An 18076-nucleotide genomic window follows, 5' to 3' on the forward strand; every position below is an offset into this window, starting at 1 on the left:
CCAAGCCCAAGCCCAAGCCCAAGCCCAAGCCCCTCACCCCAACTCCAACCAAATAGGCGCATGATCCGAAGGCTTCTCCATCCCCCGCAACTCATAATCGACCCCAGCCGCCTTGAGCCGCGACACCAACCCCTGCGACGCCATGATCAAGTCGATGCGCAGCCCCCGCTTGGGCTCATCCTCGAACCCCCGGCTGCGATAGTCGAACCAACTGAACCGGTCATCCACCTCAGGATGCAAATGCCTGAAGCTGTCGATCAATCCCCAGCCCTTGAGCCGCTCCATCCATTCACGCTCCTCAGGCAGGAAACTGCATTTGCCCGTGCGCAGCCAGCGCTTGGCGTTGTCAGGCCCGATACCGATATCGCAGTCTTGGGGCGAAATGTTCATGTCGCCCATCACCAACAAGGGTTGCTCGCTGCTGAACTGGCTTTCGAGCAATGCCTGCAAGTCACCATAGAATCGTTGCTTGGCCGGAAACTTGGTGGGGTGATCTCGGCTTTCTCCCTGCGGGAAATAACCGTTCATGACAGTGATGGGGGTGCCCTGTGCATCGGCAAAGGTGCCCCAGATGAAACGCCGTTGCGCATCCTCCTCGTCGCTGGCAAAGCCTTTGAACAACGACAGAGGCTCCCGACGCGAGAGCAGGGCGACGCCGTAGTGGCCTTTCTGGCCGTGATAGTGCACGTGATAGCCCAGGGCCTGTACCTCGGCCAACGGGAACTGATCGTCGCTGACTTTGGTTTCCTGCAGGCCGATTACATCCGGCTGGTGCTTGTCGATCAGCGCCGCCAGTTGATGGGGGCGCGCGCGTAAACCATTGATGTTGAACGAGACGATCTTCATTGAAAGATAATCCTGATAAAAGCAGGGATGCTAGCTGACATCGGCGACCACCACCAGCATGGCACCCTATGGCCCTGGCTGCTAACGTGCCAAGGCAGCTGAAACGATACACTCAAGGCGTTTCCCGGCCCGTCCAAGTCCGTTCCAGGAGGATCACCTGCAATGCCCGACGTCACTGCTGCCTCGGCCCGTGTCTGTCTGCTCGATGATGGATACCACCGCGAGGTGCGCTCGCTCCTTTATCACGCTTATCGTCACGATCCCACGCTCGCCTATGTCTTCGAGGCCCAGCGCCCAGGGTATGAGCGGCGTCTTCGAATGATGCTGCGTGAATGGGTGCGACAGCACTTCTATCTTCAACTGCCAGCCATCGGCTTGCTGGTGGACGATCGTTTGGTCGGTCTGGCGCTGATCGCACCTTCGCTGCGGCGTCTGGGGGTGACTGACAGTTGGGCCTGGCGTCTGCGCATGATCCTCGGCACGGGCATACGCTGCACCCGGCGCTACCTGGATTACCAAGCGGCGCTGTCCAGTGCCTTGCCGCCGGGCAGGGTGCATGTGCTGTCGCTGGTGGGCGTGCATCCTCGGTACCAGAGGCAACGTTATGGTGAACAATTGTTACAAGCTGTTCATGACTGGTGCAGCGAAGACCCGCAGAGCCAAGGCGTGGTGCTCAATACTGGAAATGCTCATTTTCTGGCGTTCTACCAGCGTGTGGGCTATCAGGAGGTGGGTGAAATCGCGGTAGGGCCGATCCGTGAGCGCGTTTTCATGCGTCCCAACCCGATGTCCGTGGAGACTGCGATTGGGTAAGACGTTCGACAAGCGGCACCCTGAACGGGTCGCCTCTGGTAGCATTCGCCCCATGACGTATTCAGGAAGACTAACCTGGGGCCTGATTTTTTGGGCCGCCAGTACCGCAGCATGGGCCCAGAGCGAATTGAAGGTGCAGGTAAAACCGGCCAACAAAGCGCTCAAGAGCAATATCGAAAACTACATTGGCAGCCTCGGCAACCGTGACGAGGAAGCCTTGCTACGCTTCAGTCGTGGTGCTCAGGAGCAGGCGCGCAAGGCCGCTCAGGCTTTGGGCTACTACCAGGCGCAGATCGACACCGAGGTCAAGCCACCGAGCGACAAGGACCATCCCCCGCAACTGATCATCAGCATCGAGCCCGGCGAGCCTGTGCACTTGCGCAACGTCACCGTGCGTATCGAAGGCCCGGCCAGCGAGCTCAGGGCATTTCGCATTCCCGACAGCAAGGCGTTGCGCCCAGGCGAACCACTCAATCACGGGGTCTACGAAGACGCCAAGCGTCTGATTCAGAACCAGGCATCGCGTTATGGTTTCTTCAGCGGCCACTTCACCCGCCAGCGCCTGTCGGTCGACCCCCAGGCGGGCGTGGCCGATATCGAACTCATCTACCAAAGTGGTCCCCGCTACCGCATGGGGGCTGTCACGTTCGGCGGCGATACGCCCCTGGACAACGACCTGCTGCAGCGCATGGTCTCCTTCAAACCCGGCACACCCTATGATTCCGAGCTGATCGCCGAGCTCAACAACGACCTCCAATCGAGTGGCTATTTCGAAGGCGTACGCGTCGACGCGGCGCCGACCGCGGCGGTCAATGAGGAAATCCCGGTGGATGTCCACCTGCAAACCCGCAAGCCTCGTACCATGGGGCTGGGCCTGGGGTTCTCGACCGACGTCGGGCCACGCGGCAAGGCCAACTGGACCCGTCATTGGGTCAATGCCCAAGGGCACAGCTATGGCTGGGAAACCGAGCTGTCCGCGCCGCGGCAAAACGTCGGTCTGTGGTACGACGTGCCTCTAGACCCACCGCTGACGGACAAGCTGCGCTTTGCCGGCGGTTACCAAAACGAGGAAATCGCCGGAACCGACACCCTGAGTAAACTGCTGACCGTGGGCCCGGAGTGGCACAGCAAGCTGCCCAGCGGTTGGCAGCGGGTCGTCTCGCTCAAGTACCAGCGCGAAGAGTACCGCTTGGGTGATGATTCGGGGTTGAGCAACCTGTTGATGCCCGGGGTCAGTTTCTCCTACCTGCGTAGCGACAACCGCATCGATCCGCACAACGGCTACCGGCTGCAGTTCGACCTGCAAGGGGCAAAAGAAGGGCTGGTGTCCGACACCAACCTGCTGCACGGGAATGTGCTGCTCAAGGGCCTGACCACCCTCGGCCAGCGCCACCGCCTGCTTGGCCGTGTGCAGTTCGGCGGTAGCGCTACCAATGGCTACAAACAGAACATCCCGCCTTCGTTGCGCTTTTTCGCAGGCGGCGACCAGAGCGTGCGCGGCTACGACTACCAGAGCTTGTCTCCGAAAAACAGCGACGGCGACCGAATCGGCGGCCGCTACTTGGTGGCAGGCAGCGCCGAGTACCAATACTCAGTCGCTGAAAAGTGGCGTGTGGCGACGTTCATCGACCAAGGCAATTCATTCAATACGCTGGAACTGCCCAGCCTCAAGACAGGCGTCGGCATCGGCGTGCGCTGGGTTTCGCCGGTCGGGCCGTTGCGCCTGGACCTGGCCCGAGCGCTGGATGAGGACGGTGGTTTGCGCTTGCATTTCTCCATGGGGCCTGAGCTGTGACTCGTGTGTTCAAACCCATCCTTCTGACATTGCTGGCGTTGCTGCTGCTCATTGCCTTGGCCCTAGGCCTGCTGTTGGGCTCGGAGATGGGCAGCCGCTGGGCACTGGGGCGTGCGCCGGGTCTTGAGGTCACCGATTTCGAGGGGCGCCTGGGCAGCAACTGGCAGGCCAGCCGACTGGTCTGGGTCGATGGCGACAACCGGATCGAAGTGCAGGCGCCACGGTTGACGTGGTCGCCAGCCTGCCTGTTGCGCGCCACACTGTGCGTGGACCGCCTGCAGGCCGAGCGTATCGACATGGCGTTTGCGCCTGCAGAGGCAGCGGAAGACAGCGGGCCATTGCAACTGCCCGCCTTGCGTCTGCCGATCGCCATCGAGCTGGGTGAGGTCAAAGTCGGGCAATTGCGCCTGGATGGCAACGACCTGCTGGGTGACCTGCAACTGGCTGCGCACTGGACTGTCGGCGGCCTGCGCATCGACACCTTGCAACTGCAACGGGACGATTTGCACCTGAACCTGCAGGGCGATCTTCAGCCTGAAGGCGCTTGGCCGTTGCAAGTGGCTGGCACCGTACAGTTACCCGCCGTGGACGGTAAGCCCTGGCAGCTGGCGCTGACGGCCAAGGGTGAATTGCAGAAGACCTTGACGCTCGAAGCCATCAGCAGTGGCTACCTCGATGCCCGCCTGAGCGGCGAGTTGCAGGCATTGGCTGAACACCTACCGGCTACCCTGAGCCTTCGCGCCGATGGCTTCAAGCCTTCGGCATCATTGCCCGACACCCTTCAACTAAACCAACTGCGTCTCGACGCCTCGGGCGATCTGCTCAAGGGCTATCGCCTGGCAGGTTCCGCCAGCCTGCCTGCCGAACAAGGCCCCGTTGGCTTGGCACTGGGCGGGCAGGTGGATGCCAAGGGGGCTCGCCTGGATGCTCTGGACCTCAACGCCAGCGAGACCCAACGGGTCAAGCTGCAGGCCAGCGCCGACTGGCAAAAAGGGCTTGAGGCCGACGCCCGTATCGACTGGCAGGATTTTCCTTGGCTGCGCCTCTATCCCTTGGAGGAGCCACCTCAGGTCACCCTCAAACGCTTCAATGCCCAGGTGCAATACCGAGACGGCAATTACAAAGGTGACTTCAAGGGTGACCTCGACGGCCCCGCCGGGGCGTTCAACGTGGCCAGCCCCTTCGAGGGCGACCTGAGCCAGGTGCGCTTGCCACAGTTTGCCTTGACGGCCGGGCAGGGCAAGGCTGCTGGTAGTGTTGCCGTTCGTTTCGCCGACACACTGGCCTGGGATGTGGATGTGCAACTGTCAGCGCTGGACCCTGCGTTCTGGCTGGCGGAGATGCCAGGCTCCCTGGGCGGGCCCCTGCGCAGCAAAGGCGAGCTAAAGAACGAGCGCCTGCAGGTGCAGGCTCAGCTTGATCTCAAGGGGCGCTTGCGGGGTCAACCTGCCGTGCTCAAGGTGGAGGCCGACGGCGCGGACGAGCGCTGGACACTCGCAAGTCTTGCCGTGCAGTTGGGCGATAACCGCATCAATGGCAGTGGCAGCCTGCAACAGCGCTTGGCCGGTCGCATCGATCTCGATCTGCCACGCCTGGGCCAGCTCTGGCCGCACCTTCAAGGGCGGGTGAATGGCCGCCTGGATGTCGCCGGTACGTTACAAGCGCCGCAAGGGACCTTGACCCTCCAAGGGCAACAACTTGGCCAGGCGCAGAATCGGATCCAACGCCTGGACCTCGACGCCAAGCTAGACAGCGCGCAACGCGCCCTGGTTAGCTTGAAAGCTGGCAATATCCGCCTGGACGAAACGGCCTTGGGCAATCTGGACATCAACGGCAAAGGGGATATCCGCCAGCAAGCAGTCACCCTCGCGCTCGACGGGCCGCAGCTCAAGCTGAATCTGGCATTGGACGGTCAACTGGCCAAGGGTGACTGGCGCGGCCGTCTGGCAGAGGGGCGTATCCAGGCCGGTGGCCAGGATTGGCGCTTGCAGGCTCCGGCAAAACTGCAGCGCCTGGCCAGCGGTCAGCTTGATCTGGGCGCCCATTGCTGGCGCGCCGGGCAGGCGAGCCTGTGTGGCGAGGACCAGCGGTTGATGCCCGAGCCGCGGCTGCGCTATCACCTCAAGCAATTCCCGCTGGACAGCCTGGCCCAGTGGTTGCCGAAGGATTTCGCCTGGCAGGGCCTGCTCAATGCAGACATCAACCTGGACATTCCAGACGCCGGGCCCAAGGGCAACATCCGCGTCGATGCCAGTGGCGGCACCCTGCGGGTACGCGACCAGGACCGCTGGATCGACTTCCCGTACCAGGTGCTGCGTCTGGACAGTACCCTTGCTCCCCGTCGGGTCGACACCCGCCTGGATTTTCGCGGCGAGCGCCTGGGTGAGCTGAGCCTGAGCACCCGAATCGACCCGCTGGGCAAGCACAAGCCGCTGTCAGGGGATTTCCGCCTGACGGGCCTGGACTTGTCCGTAGCGCGTCCCTTCGTGCCGATGGTCGAGCGCCTCACCGGTCAGCTCAATGGCAGCGGTCGTTTGTCCGGCACGCTGTTGAGTCCACAGGTCAATGGCAACCTGGCGCTCAGTGGCGGCGAAGTCAGTGGTGCGCAGTTGCCGGTCAGCCTCAAGAACCTTTCGCTGCAGGCGCTGATCGCCGGTGAGCAGGTACAGCTGAACGGCAATTGGCAAAGCGGCGAGGCCGGCCGTGGCCAATTGGAGGGCAACCTGACCTGGGGCCAGGCCCTAGCCATGGATTTGCGTTTGAGGGGCCAACAATTGCCCGTCAACGTCGAGCCCTATGCGGCTCTTGAAGTTGCGCCAGACCTGACCATCCGGCTGGTCGATGACAAGCTGGCGATCGCTGGCAAGGTGAAGGTGCCCAAGGGCAAGATCACTGTGCGCGAATTGCCGCCATCGACCGTCAAGGTTTCGGATGACACGGTGATCGTCGGCGATCAGACCGAAGAAGGTGCGCCGCCCATGGCGATCGCCATGGACGTCGATGTGGACGTGGGGCAGGACAAACTGTCGTTCAAAGGCTTTGGTCTGACAGCCAACCTGCTCGGGCATGTGCACATCGGCAACAACATGGATACTCGCGGTGAACTCAGTCTGGCCGACGGTCGCTACCGCAAATATGGCCAGAACTTGATCATCCGTCGGGCGCGGCTGCTGTTCGCCGGTCCGATCGACCAGCCGTACCTGGATATCGAAGCGATCCGTCGGGTCGACGATGTCATCGCTGGCATTCGCCTCAGTGGCAATGCCGAGCAGCCGACCACCAAGGTGTTTTCCGAGCCCGCCATGAGCCAGGAACAGGCACTGTCCTACCTGGTACTGGGCCGGCCTCTGACTGCCACGGGCGAGGACAACAACATGCTGGCCCAGGCGGCCCTCGGGCTTGGCCTGCTGGGCGGGGAGGAATTGACAGGTGGCCTGGCCTCGAGTCTCGGCATCGAGGACTTCCAACTAGGGTCCGAAGGCTCGGGCAACAGCACCAGCGTGGTGGCCAGCGGTAACATCACCGAGCGGCTGAGCTTGCGCTACGGCGTCGGGGTGTTCGAGCCGGCCAATACCATCGCGTTGCGCTACAAACTGAGCAGAAAGGTTTTCCTGGAGGCGGCCAGCGGCTTGGCCAGTTCCTTGGATATCTTCTACAAGCGCGATTTTTGAACCCTTCACAGCTTTCAGCAAACGTGTCGAGTGCCTCATCCCTCAAGGGGTGGGGCGCTTGCTGTTGAGAGGCGCTCAAACAGCTGGGCCTCGTGCTGCTTTGGCATTTAGGCCAGCAGATCTCAGCTCGCGTGATCTTCCTGTCGGCGAATATTGCCGATCTGGCGCAAGCTCAAGCCGTACTTGTCCGCCAACAGACTGCGCGAAAGACCGTCAGCACTTTCCTGTTTGATTTGCAGGTTGCGCAGTTGGCGAATGAAGTGATCCGGCTTCGGGATTTCCAGGGCGACACCGGCAAAACGCTTGATCAGGCTTTGCAAGGCCTCGGGAGGCAATAGATCGGCAAGCTTGGTACGTTCCAGGTGCTTGGGGATGTATTTGGGGCGACCGCCATAAGCGCAAGTCAGTCGGTAGGCGTTTTCTATGCCGATGCATTCGATCAGCGATTGCAGGGAGTGAGGCAGTTGGGAAATATCGATGCGATTGAGGTCTGGCAGTTCCATTGGTGATTCCTCGGAGAAATAAGCAGGCGCAGGGCATGGTGGTCCATGTCGAAAGGCGGGCGGGCTTTGCCTCAATGGGCGAAGTCGTCGTCGGCCTGAGCTTGATTCTCCGGCAGCCACGAGTGGGGTCGCTAGGCGCCAAGCGGATCGGCGGGTGTAGCCTTCTGGCATGAGGTTGTGCAGGCAGCGAGGGTCGAACACGTAGGATGTGGCGTCAACAAAGCCCTGAAGGCCTTGATGACTCGTATTTGCAGTTTGCATTGCGCATCGGAGGGTGACCCTACCTTCACCCCATGACGCGAGTGCCGGGGAAGGGCTAGATGCAAAAGCGCCGCCTATGGGGGGGACGTTGTATCATGGCCTCGGCTCGTCGCGAGCCATATGTCCCTGATGTCGCAAGGAACCTTCGATGACACATGTGCAACGCTTGAAATACTCGATCCTGATCATCCTGGTGGTGCTGGGCATCATGCTGGGCCTGTCCTACCTGCAAAAGCAGGGGACCATTACCGAGCAGACCTTCCAGTACATCGCCATCGCCATTGCCGTAGTCGTGGTGGTGATCAACGCAATCCTGCGTCGCAAGGTCGGGCCCAAGCCTTGAAGCAGGCGGGCCGGCCAAGTGCGGCCGGCCATGGGGTCATCGGGCGGTGGCTTGCTCCAGCACGGCCCGAGCCTCGGGGTTGAGGCTGTAGCACTTGTCGTTGCCCAGGCTGATCACGCCTTCGGCGCACAGCCGCTTGAGCACCTCGCGCACGCTGAGAAACGACAGTGGGATGTCCAGCTGTTCCAACTGCGCATGGACGCCGCGCACCCCGATGCTGCGCCCGTCGCGATCGGCGGCGTGCAGGGCATCGATGACTTTGAGGCGGATCAGGCTGGTACGCAGGCCAAAGGTTCGCAGCAATTCGCGGATCTGCTCGTTACCGGCACGCACCTCGGCGCCAGCGACCGCTCGGACCGTGGCCAGGCGAGGGCCGCTCTGCAACGCAGGTTGTGGGTCGTACATGTGAATGCTCCTTTTCGTGGGCTGTCCCGAAAACATGAGTGCCTCACTTAATAGGACGAATGAGATGGGCAAAACTGCAGCCCTTGGCGAAAAAAAATCGCTGCTTTGTGTTGAAGACGTCGCGCTGGGTTGTCTTGCGTAAAATTTTCACCGGGCTGTTCGTCTGATCGGGATGACCCTTCCAATCCCAGGAGTGCCCGTGTCCATACTCCCGCGTCACCTGACCCACCTTGGGCTGGCAGCCGTTCTGCTCAGCTCAGGCCTTGCCGCGCAAGCCCTTGAAGCCACTGGCGAGGCATCGGCGCAGATCCGCCGGACCTCTTTTGGCGTCCCGCATATCCTGGCCAAGGACGAACGAAGCCTGGGGTATGGCATCGGTTATGCCTATGCCCAAGACAACCTTTGCTTGCTGGCCAACGAAGTGCTGACTGTCAATGGTGAGCGCGCGCGCTACTTCGGTGCCCGGGGCAAGACGATCGAGCAGCGTGAGAACCTCGACAGCGATACGTTCTTCGCCTGGCTCAATACCGACTCGGTGGTCAACGCCTTCCTCCAGGCCCAGCCAGACCCGGTGCGTCAGCGGCTGGAGGGGTATGCCGCGGGTTACAACCGCGCCCTTGCCGAGCGCAGGGGCCAGGGGCTGCCGATTGAATGCGGCAATGGCGACTGGGTGCGGCCGATCACCAGCCTGGACCTGGCCAAGCTCACCCGCCGGCTGTTGGCAGAGGGGGGCATCGGTCAATTCGTCGAGGCGCTGGTGGCGGCCTCACCGCCGCAAGCGGCCGAGCGAGGGGAGGGGCGGGACTTCAGCGCCGCCTTGGCGCGCCAGGCGCAGTTCGCCTCGGCCCGAGGCAGCAATGCGGTAGCGGTCGGCGCCGAGCGTTCATCCACCGGCGGCGGTCTGTTGCTGGCCAATCCACACTTCCCATGGGAGGGAGGCATGCGTTTTTATCAGATGCAGCTGACCATCCCGGGGCAGTTGGATGTCATGGGCGCCGCGTTGCCGGGATTGCCATTGATCAATATCGGCTTCAACCGCCACCTGGCCTGGACCCATACCGTCGATACGTCCAAGCACTTCACCTTGTACCGCCTGCAACTCGACCCGAAGGACCCCACTCGCTATCTGCTCGATGGCAAGTCCGTGCCACTGACCCGCCAGACCTTGAGCGTGACGGTCAAGGGTGAGGATGGCCAGCTGCAGCGAGTCCAGCGACATGTCTATACCTCGAGCTTCGGCCCGGTGGTGCAGTGGCCTGGCCGGCTGGACTGGGACCGGCAACACGCCTACAGCCTGCGCGATGCGAACCTGGAGAACACCCGGGTGTTGCAGCAGTGGGATGCGATCAACCGTGCCGACAGCCTGGACCGCCTCAAACAGGCGGTGGGGCAGATCCAAGGCGTTCCATGGGTCAACACCCTGGCTGTCGATGCCGAGGGGCGAGCTGCGTATCTGAATCAGTCGGTGGTGCCTTATGTGGACCAGGCGCTGCTGGCGCGCTGCGGAGATCCGGCGGCAATCGAGCCACTGGTGGTGCTGGATGGCTCGCGCAGCGTGTGCCAATGGAAAACCGATGCGCAAGCGGCTCAACCCGGCATCTTCCCGGCGCGGCTACTGCCAAGTCTGGAGCGCCGCGACTTCGTGCAGAACTCCAACGACCCGGCCTGGCTGGCCAACCCTGCGCAACCCTTGACTGGTTACTCACCGTTGGTCAGCCGCGAAGGTCAGCCGTTGGGCCTGCGCAGCCGCTTTGCCCTGCAGCGCCTGCAAGGGGCCGGCAAACTCGGGATGGCCGAGCTGCAACGCATGGTGCTGGATGATGAGGTGTATGCCGCTAATCTCGTGCTCCCGGACCTGCTGGCCTGGTGCCAGGCGGCGCCATCCGATGTGCAAGCGGTGTGCGCAAGTCTGGGCGCCTGGAATGGCAAGGCCGACCTGGACAGCGGCGTGGGCCTTCTGCACTTTGCCAACATCGTCGAGGCGATGGCAGAGCATCCTGAAAGCTGGCGTGTAGCCTTCGATCCGGTCGATCCGCAGCATACGCCGCGCGGCTTGGCGGTGGAGCAGGCGTCGGTGAGCAAGCGTGTACATGAAGCAGCGCTGGCTTCGTTGGCACGGTTGGATGAGGCGGGTGTGAGTCTCGATCGCCAATGGGGACAGATTCAGCAGTCCGCCGATGGCACACCTGTGCCGGGTGGGCCTCAGGAGCTTGGGGTGTACAACGCGATGCACAGTGTCCCTGCGGGAGCGGGCAAACAGCAGGTCGTCAGTGGCACCAGCTATCTGCAGCTGGTCAGCTTCACCCGGCAGGGGCCACAGGCGTTTGGGTTGCTGGCGTTTTCGCAGTCAAGCGAGGCCGCATCGCCCTATGCCAGTGACCAGACCCGTGCGTTCTCTGCAAAGCAACTGGCACCGATCCCGTTCACCGAGGCGCAGATCAAGGCTGATCCGCAGTATCGGCAGTATGTGATCCGCGAGGGGGACAAGGCGGTGGTGGCCGGCGCAGGTCATTGAGCCAAGAAGGGGCGCTTGGCGCCCCATCGCGACGGCCCCGAATCAAGGAAAGTCGAACGGGGCCAGCTGGAAGCCTTGATCATCGACCTGCAAGGCCCAGCCACGGCGGTCCCAGTCACCCAGCACGATGCGTCGAGCCGGCTGCCCTTCGACCACCAGCTTGTGAAGCGCTGGTCGGTGGGTATGGCCGTGTACCAGGGTGCGCACGCCATGGGCTGCCATCACCTTGGGAACTTCCTCGGGTGTGACGTCGACGATCTCGGTGGACTTCATGCGTGTCTGCGACCGGCTTTCGCTGCGCAGCTTACGCGCCAACTTCTGTCGGGTGGACAGCGGCAGGTGACGCAGGATCCACAGGCTCAGCGGGTTGCGCAGGTAGCGACGCAGCTTCATGTAGGCCAGGTCGCGGGTGCACAGGGTGTCGCCATGCATCAACAGCACCGGCTCGCCACCGAGTTGCACCACGCTGGGGTCAGCCAGCAGGGTACAGCCTGCCGCTTCGCAAAAGGCTTGGCCGATGAGGAAGTCGCGGTTGCCGTGCATCAGGTAGATCGCCGTGCCGCTGTCGCTTAGCCGACGCAGGGCCTGGCAGATCGACTGCTGGAAAGGCGTCATGGCATCGTCGCCGATCCAGGCTTCGAAGAAGTCGCCGAGGATGTATAGCGCCTTGGCATGCCGGGCACGGCCGTCGAGCAGATCAAGAAACGCCCGGGTTATGTCCGGGCGTTCTTCTTGCAGGTGCAGATCGGAGATCAGCAGAATCACTCAATGATCTCGGCTTTCTCGATGATCACGTCGTCCTTCGGCACGTCCTGATGGCCGGCCTTGGAACCGGTGGAGACGCCTTTGATCGCGTCGACCACGTCACGGCCTTCGATCACTTCGCCGAACACGGCGTAGCCCCAGCCCTGGACGTTCTTGCCGCTGTGATTGAGGAAATCGTTGTCGGCGACGTTGATGAAGAATTGCGCCGAGGCGGAGTGCGGTTCCATGGTGCGGGCCATGGCGATGCTGTACTTGGCGTTCTTCAGGCCGTTGTCGGCTTCGTTCTGGATCGGGGAACGGGTTGGCTTTTGCTTCATGCCCGCTTCGAAACCACCACCCTGGATCATGAAGTTGTTGATCACGCGGTGGAACACGGTGCCGTTGTAGTGACCGTCCTTGACGTACTGAACGAAGTTTTCGACGGTTTTCGGTGCCTTTTCGCCGTCCAGTTGCAGGACGATGTCGCCGTGGTTGGTGCTCAGTTTGACTTTGGACATGCTGAATTCGCTCTTTGAAAGGCATTCGGAAAATGGGCTGCGCAGGGCGCGTACTGTCACCTGACGCAGGATCGGGCGACCGCGACACAAGGCGCGCGTCGGCCATTTTGCATGGCTTGCGACAAATCGCGCCAGTTTGTCGGTGCCCGGCTGTCAGCAGCTTGACTGCTTCGGCTATGATAGGCCCTTTGATTCAATCGGCCTACCCAGGCCGGATACCAGCATTCAAGGATCCTATGAGCAAGCCCACTGCCGAAAACGCGCCCAACGCCGCTGCCAAAGGCGCCCCCGCCGTCCCTGCAAACTTCCTGCGGCCGATCGTCCAGGCCGATCTGGACTCGGGCAAGCACAGCAGCATCGTCACCCGTTTCCCGCCGGAGCCCAATGGTTACCTGCACATCGGCCACGCCAAGTCGATTTGCGTGAACTTCGGGCTGGCCCAGGAGTTCGGGGGCGTCTGCCACCTGCGTTTCGACGACACCAACCCGGCCAAGGAAGACCAGGAGTACATCGACTCCATTCAGCGTGACGTCAAATGGCTGGGCTTCGAGTGGGCAGGCCCGGTGCGCTACGCTTCGGACTACTTCGATCAATTGCACGACTGGGCCGTGGAGCTGATCAAATCGGGCGATGCCTATGTCTGCGACCTCACCCCTGAGCAAGCCAAGGAATACCGCGGCAGCCTGACCGAGCCAGGCCGCAACAGCCCGTTCCGCGACCGCAGCGTCGAGGAAAACCTCGACTTGTTCGCGCGCATGAAGGCCGGCGAGTTCAAGGATGGCGAGCGTGTGCTGCGCGCCAAGATCGACATGGCGTCGCCTAACATGAACCTGCGCGACCCGATCCTCTACCGCATCCGTCATGCCCACCATCACCAGACCGGCGACAAGTGGTGCATCTACCCCAACTACGACTTCACCCACGGTCAATCGGACGCCATCGAGGGCATCACCCATTCGATCTGCACCCTGGAGTTCGAAAGCCACCGTCCGTTGTACGACTGGTTCCTCGACAAACTGCCGGTGCCAGCGCGCCCGCGCCAGTACGAGTTCAGCCGTCTGAACCTCAACTACACCATCACTTCCAAGCGCAAGCTCAAGCAACTGGTTGACGAAAAGCACGTCGATGCCTGGGACGACCCGCGCATGTCGACCCTGTCGGGCTTCCGCCGCCGCGGCTACACGCCGGCCTCGATCCGCAACTTCTGCGAGATGATCGGCACCAACCGCTCCGACGGTGTGGTCGACATGTCCATGCTCGAGTTCAGCATCCGTGACGACCTCGACCGCACCGCGCCGCGCGCCATGTGCGTCCTGCGTCCGCTGAAGGTCGTCATCACCAATTACCCGGAAGGCAAGGTCGAGCAACTCGAACTGCCGCGCCATCCGAAAGAAGACATGGGCGTGCGCGTATTGCCGTTCTCCCGTGAGTTGTACATCGACCGTGACGACTTCATGGAAGAGCCGCCCAAAGGTTACAAGCGCCTGGAGCCTGCTGGTGAGGTGCGTCTGCGCGGCAGCTACGTGATCCGTGCCGACGAGGCCATCAAGGATGCCGACGGCAATATCGTCGAACTGCGCTGCTCGTATGATCCGGACACCCTGGGCAAGAACCCCGAGGGCCGCAAGGTCAAGGGCGTGATCCACTGGGTTCCGGCCGAAGGCAGCGTGGAGTGCGAGGTGCGCCTGTACGACCGCCTGTTCCGTTCGCCGAACCCGGAGAAGACCGAGGAGGGCGGCAGCTTCCTGGACAACATCAACCCGGATTCGCTGCAGGTGCTGACCGGCTGCCGCGCCGAGCCGTCGCTGGCCCAGGCCGCGCCTGAGGACCGCTTCCAGTTCGAGCGCGAAGGCTACTTCTGCGCCGACCTCAAGGACAGCCAGCCGGGCCGTCCGGTGTTCAACCGCACCGTCACCCTGCGTGACTCCTGGGGCAGCTAAGGAATCGCCGTGCTTACCATCTACAACACCCTGAGCAAGACCAAGGAAGCCTTCAAGCCCCTGGACGGCAACAAGGTGCGCATGTACGTGTGCGGCATGACCGTGTACGACTATTGCCACCTGGGCCACGGCCGCAGCATGGTCGCTTTCGACCTGATCACCCGTTGGCTGCGCAAGAGCGGCTACGAGCTGACCTACGTGCGCAACATCACCGACATCGACGACAAGATCATCAACCGCGCCAATGACAACGGCGAGCGCTTCGATGAGCTGACCGCGCGCATGATCGATGCCATGCACGAAGACGAGCGCCGTCTGAACATCCTGCCGCCGGATCAGGAGCCGCGCGCCACCGACCATATCCCCGGCATGCACGCGATGATCCAGACCCTGATCGACAAGGGCTATGCCTACGCACCGGGCAATGGCGACGTGTACTACCGGGTCGGCAAGTTCGTCGGCTACGGCAAGCTGTCGCGGCGCAAGATCGAAGACTTGCGCATCGGCGCGCGGATCGAAGTGGGCGAAGCCAAGCAGGACCCGCTGGACTTCGTCCTGTGGAAAGCCGCCAAGCCGGGCGAGCCGAGCTGGGAGTCGCCGTGGGGGCCGGGTCGTCCGGGCTGGCACATCGAGTGCTCGGTCATGTCCACTTGCTGCCTGGGCGAGAGCTTCGACATCCACGGTGGCGGCAGCGACCTGGAGTTCCCGCACCACGAGAACGAGATCGCCCAGAGCGAGGCGGCCACTGGCAAGCCTTACGCCAATGCCTGGATGCACTGCGGCATGATCCGTATCAACGGCGAGAAGATGTCCAAGTCGTTGAACAACTTCTTCACCATCCGTGATGTGCTCGACAAGTATCACCCTGAGGTGGTGCGCTACCTGCTGGTGGCCAGCCACTATCGCAGCGCCATCAACTACTCCGAGGACAGCCTGCGTGAGTCCAAGGGTGCCTTGGAGCGCTTCTACCACGCGCTGCGTGGTCTGCCGCGTGTCGAGGCCAAGGGAGGCGAGGAGTTCGTCGAGCGTTTCAGCGTGGCGATGAACGACGATTTCGGTACGCCGGAGGCCTGCGCCGTGCTGTTCGACCTGGTGCGCGAGATCAACCGCCTGCGTGACAGCGACCCTGAGGCCGCTGCCGGTCTTGCGGGCCGTCTGCGTGAGCTGGGTGATGTGCTGGGTGTACTGCAACTGGACGCCGATGACTTCCTGCGCGCCGGGGCTGAGGGCAAGGTCGACGCCGCTGAAGTGGAAGCGCTGATCCAGGCGCGCTTGCAGGCGCGTGCGGACAAGAACTGGGCCGAGTCCGACCGTATCCGTGACCAGCTGACCGCCATGGGCGTGGTCCTGGAAGACGGCAAGGGCGGTACCACCTGGCGCCTGGCTGACTGATCGATGCGTTGATTGGGGCTGCTTTTTGCAGCTTTTCGCGGGTCAACCCGCGAAGGGCCGCAAGGCGGCCCCAGTCATTACTTGGCTGGCCCCGCCAACGGGCAATGCAGCATCAGCTTCGCTCCGCCCAGCTCGCTGCTTCCCACCTCCAGCCGGAACCCATGCAGGTCGACGATCGCCGCGACGATCGACAGCCCCAGCCCGAACCCCGGGTGGCGATGGCCTTCCTCACTGCGATAGAAACGCTTCAACACTGCCGCGCGCTCTTGCTCCGGAATCCCCGGTCCACTGTCCTCGATGGCGATGTACAGGCCACTGGCGTACTCACGTGCCTGGATCCGTACCTGTCCACCTTCCGGTGTGAACTTGATGCCGTTACCCACCATATTGGCCAGCGCCTCGAACAGCAGTTCCCGGTCCCCGTGCAGCGCCGGCAACTGCGCGGGCTGCTCCAGGGTCAGGCGGATGCCACCATCTTCGGCCAGCGGCAGGTAGAAGTCGAAGAGCTCCAGCAGCAAGGCGTGGGGATCGAGTTCGACGAACCCGGCGCGGCGCTGACGGTCTTCCAGTTCGCTGATGCGTAACAGTCCGCGAAAGCGCGCCATCAGCGTGTCGGTCTCGGCAATTGCCTGCTCCAAGGCCTGGGCCTCGGGCGCGTTGTCACCGCCTTGCTGGCGGATCCGGTAAAGCTGCGCACGCAGGCGAGTGAGCGGCGTGCGCAGATCATGGGCGATGTTGTCACAAACACCCTTGACCTCGTGCATCAGCCGTTCGATGCGGTCGAGCATGGCATTGACGATGGCCGCTAGCATGTCCAGCTCGTCACGCCGCGCCGAAAGCGGTAGGCGATGGGTGAGGTCACCTGCGACGATCAGCTCGGCCTGGGCCTGGATCGCCCTGATACGTTTGAGCGGTCGCCTGCGCAGCAGGTACCAACCGGCGAAACCGGGGATCAAGGTCAGGGAGATGCCCCAGAGCAAGGCATGCAGGATGATCCGTGTGACCACGAACAGCGAGCCGTTGTCGCGGACCAGCACCAACCAGCGTCCATCCTTGATGCGGATCGCCACGGCGTCGCAGCTGTCGCGGGGCAGGTGTGGGTCGTCGGCATCCAGGCATCGCTTGAGTTCGTGGACTTCGCCATCGAGCCCGAGCTCCGGCGGGATGAAGCGCACACGCCCGCCAATGGGGTTGAGCTGGGCGTCGAACAGGCCGTAGGCGTCGAAACCGCGCTCCTCGAACGCCTGGCTTGCGATCAGCGCATCGTCGAGCTGCTTGCCACTCATGTGGGAGAACAGGTGCTGGCGTTGCAGCATGGAATGGCGGGTGAGCTTATTCAGGTAGCTTGAGACCTCGAAGTACAGCACTCCCATGAGGATGCTGCTCCAGGCCACGAACAGGAAGCTGTACAGTGCCAGCAGGCGGCTGGTGGATGAGCTCCAGCCCTTAGACGGGTTCGGCAATGGCATAGCCGGAGCCCCGCACGGTACGGATGAGCGGGTTCTGGCCAGGCGGGTCGATCTTCTTGCGCAGGCGACCGATGTGCACGTCGATCAGGTTGGTGCCAGGGTCGAAGTGGTAGCCCCAGACTTCTTCGAAAATCATCATCCGGGTGATGACCTGGCCGGCATGGCGCATCAGGTATTCCAGCAACTTGTATTCAGTCGGTAGCAGATTGAGGGTCTGCTCGCCACGGCGCGCTTCGTGGCTGATCAGGTCCAATTCGAGGTCGGCGACCTGCAGACGGGTCTGGGTCACGGGCACGCTGTTGCGGCGCAGCAGTACTTCGACCCGTGCGGCCATCTCGTCGGAGGCGAACGGCTTGGTCAGGTAGTCGTCGCCGCCGGCGCGCAAGCCGCGCACGCGCTCGTCGACATCGGAGAGGGCGCTGATCATCAGGATGGGGGTGGCGATCTTGAGGTTGCGCAGGGTGGTGACGATGGTCAATCCATCGACCTCGGGCAACATGCGATCCAAGGTGATCAGGTCGTAGCCTCCACCGATGGCCTTGGACAGGCCTTCACGGCCATTGTCAGCCCAGTCCACTTCCAGGCCATGGCTGGACAGTTCGGCGACGATCTCCTGGGCAGTGACGGCGTCGTCTTCGATGGTCAGTACGCGGGGCATGCTAGTACCTGGGCAGCGATTGGAGGCTTGATTGTGCCAAAGAATAGACACTGCGCGATTTAAGAAAAATTCATCTGCTGCATCAAGACCTGATCGGCCTGTGTCTGAGGGGCCGAGATCCCCTTTGACCTTCGGTGAACGGGCGCACCGCCAAAGGCGGGTATGGCCAATGAAAACGGGGCATGCCATTGCTGGCATGCCCC

The 18076-nt window shown here is 62.5% G+C and carries 14 protein-coding genes; 7 read left to right on the top strand and 7 right to left on the bottom strand.

Features of this window, described 5'->3' with window-relative positions:
* Window positions 1–33 precede the first annotated feature (33 nt).
* Window positions 34–846, bottom strand: coding sequence for an exodeoxyribonuclease III (gene xthA, locus HMPREF3173_RS16395; RefSeq protein ID WP_070574570.1), 813 nt, complete (start codon window positions 844–846; stop codon window positions 34–36).
* Between the two features lie 162 nt (window positions 847–1008).
* Between xthA and HMPREF3173_RS16400 the strand changes: the two genes are divergently transcribed.
* From HMPREF3173_RS16400 to HMPREF3173_RS16410, 3 genes are read left to right on the top strand one after another with little or no spacing between them, the layout of a single operon-like run.
* Window positions 1009–1659: a GNAT family N-acetyltransferase gene (locus tag HMPREF3173_RS16400; protein ID WP_070574573.1), complete on the top strand. Its 651-nt coding sequence runs from the start codon at window positions 1009–1011 to the stop codon at window positions 1657–1659.
* A gap of 52 nt (window positions 1660–1711) precedes the next feature.
* Complete coding sequence (locus HMPREF3173_RS16405) at window positions 1712–3454, top strand: autotransporter assembly complex protein TamA (protein WP_070574575.1); 1743 nt, start codon at window positions 1712–1714, stop codon at window positions 3452–3454.
* Complete coding sequence (locus HMPREF3173_RS16410) at window positions 3451–7125, top strand: translocation/assembly module TamB domain-containing protein (RefSeq protein WP_070574577.1); 3675 nt, start codon at window positions 3451–3453, stop codon at window positions 7123–7125. Before HMPREF3173_RS16405 ends, HMPREF3173_RS16410 begins: the two co-directional genes overlap by 4 nt.
* A gap of 122 nt (window positions 7126–7247) precedes the next feature.
* Here HMPREF3173_RS16410 and HMPREF3173_RS16415 read toward each other — a convergent pair whose 3' ends face one another.
* On the bottom strand, window positions 7248–7628 hold the full coding sequence (locus HMPREF3173_RS16415) for a Mor transcription activator family protein (RefSeq protein ID WP_070574579.1): 381 nt from the start codon (window positions 7626–7628) through the stop codon (window positions 7248–7250).
* A gap of 409 nt (window positions 7629–8037) precedes the next feature.
* Here HMPREF3173_RS16415 and HMPREF3173_RS16420 point away from each other — a divergent pair, with 409 nt between their 5' ends.
* The gene (locus HMPREF3173_RS16420; RefSeq protein ID WP_043215515.1) at window positions 8038–8232 is read left to right on the top strand and encodes a hypothetical protein; all 195 of its coding nucleotides are present in this window, start codon (window positions 8038–8040) and stop codon (window positions 8230–8232) included.
* 36 nt (window positions 8233–8268) lie between these two features.
* On the opposite strand, the gene HMPREF3173_RS16425 is transcribed toward HMPREF3173_RS16420, so the two are convergent.
* Window positions 8269–8637, bottom strand: a complete 369-nt coding sequence (locus HMPREF3173_RS16425) for a fe2+ zn2+ uptake regulation protein (protein WP_070574581.1) — start codon at window positions 8635–8637, stop codon at window positions 8269–8271.
* Between the two features lie 199 nt (window positions 8638–8836).
* Here HMPREF3173_RS16425 and HMPREF3173_RS16430 point away from each other — a divergent pair, with 199 nt between their 5' ends.
* Complete coding sequence (locus HMPREF3173_RS16430; RefSeq protein ID WP_256544520.1) at window positions 8837–11152, top strand: bifunctional acylase PvdQ; 2316 nt, start codon at window positions 8837–8839, stop codon at window positions 11150–11152.
* 42 nt (window positions 11153–11194) lie between these two features.
* On the opposite strand, the gene HMPREF3173_RS16435 is transcribed toward HMPREF3173_RS16430, so the two are convergent.
* Together HMPREF3173_RS16435 and HMPREF3173_RS16440 are read right to left on the bottom strand one after the other, a co-directional pair.
* Entirely contained in the window at window positions 11195–11917 is a 723-nt protein-coding gene (locus HMPREF3173_RS16435; protein WP_043215510.1) for a UDP-2,3-diacylglucosamine diphosphatase, read from the bottom strand.
* Window positions 11914–12414 (bottom strand): peptidylprolyl isomerase, encoded by a 501-nt coding sequence (locus tag HMPREF3173_RS16440; RefSeq protein ID WP_070574583.1) that lies wholly within the window; start codon window positions 12412–12414, stop codon window positions 11914–11916. The genes HMPREF3173_RS16435 and HMPREF3173_RS16440 overlap by 4 nt, the downstream gene beginning before the upstream one ends.
* Window positions 12415–12650: 236 nt before the next feature.
* Here HMPREF3173_RS16440 and HMPREF3173_RS16445 point away from each other — a divergent pair, with 236 nt between their 5' ends.
* Complete coding sequence (locus HMPREF3173_RS16445) at window positions 12651–14354, top strand: glutamine--tRNA ligase/YqeY domain fusion protein (protein WP_070574585.1); 1704 nt, start codon at window positions 12651–12653, stop codon at window positions 14352–14354.
* A gap of 9 nt (window positions 14355–14363) precedes the next feature.
* Window positions 14364–15746, top strand: a complete 1383-nt coding sequence (gene cysS, locus HMPREF3173_RS16450; protein WP_043211339.1) for a cysteine--tRNA ligase — start codon at window positions 14364–14366, stop codon at window positions 15744–15746.
* 77 nt (window positions 15747–15823) lie between these two features.
* Here the strand turns inward: cysS and HMPREF3173_RS16455 are convergent, their stop codons facing one another.
* Together HMPREF3173_RS16455 and HMPREF3173_RS16460 are read right to left on the bottom strand one after the other, a co-directional pair.
* A complete protein-coding gene (locus tag HMPREF3173_RS16455; RefSeq protein WP_070574587.1) occupies window positions 15824–17215 on the bottom strand; it encodes a sensor histidine kinase in 1392 nt (463 codons plus the stop codon).
* Complete coding sequence (locus tag HMPREF3173_RS16460) at window positions 17193–17873, bottom strand: response regulator transcription factor (RefSeq protein WP_043211335.1); 681 nt, start codon at window positions 17871–17873, stop codon at window positions 17193–17195. Before HMPREF3173_RS16460 ends, HMPREF3173_RS16455 begins: the two co-directional genes overlap by 23 nt.
* Window positions 17874–18076 lie beyond the last annotated feature (203 nt).

Origin of the sequence: Pseudomonas sp. HMSC08G10, assembly GCF_001808425.1 — a bacterium.
GTDB lineage: Bacteria > Pseudomonadota > Gammaproteobacteria > Pseudomonadales > Pseudomonadaceae > Aquipseudomonas > Aquipseudomonas guariconensis.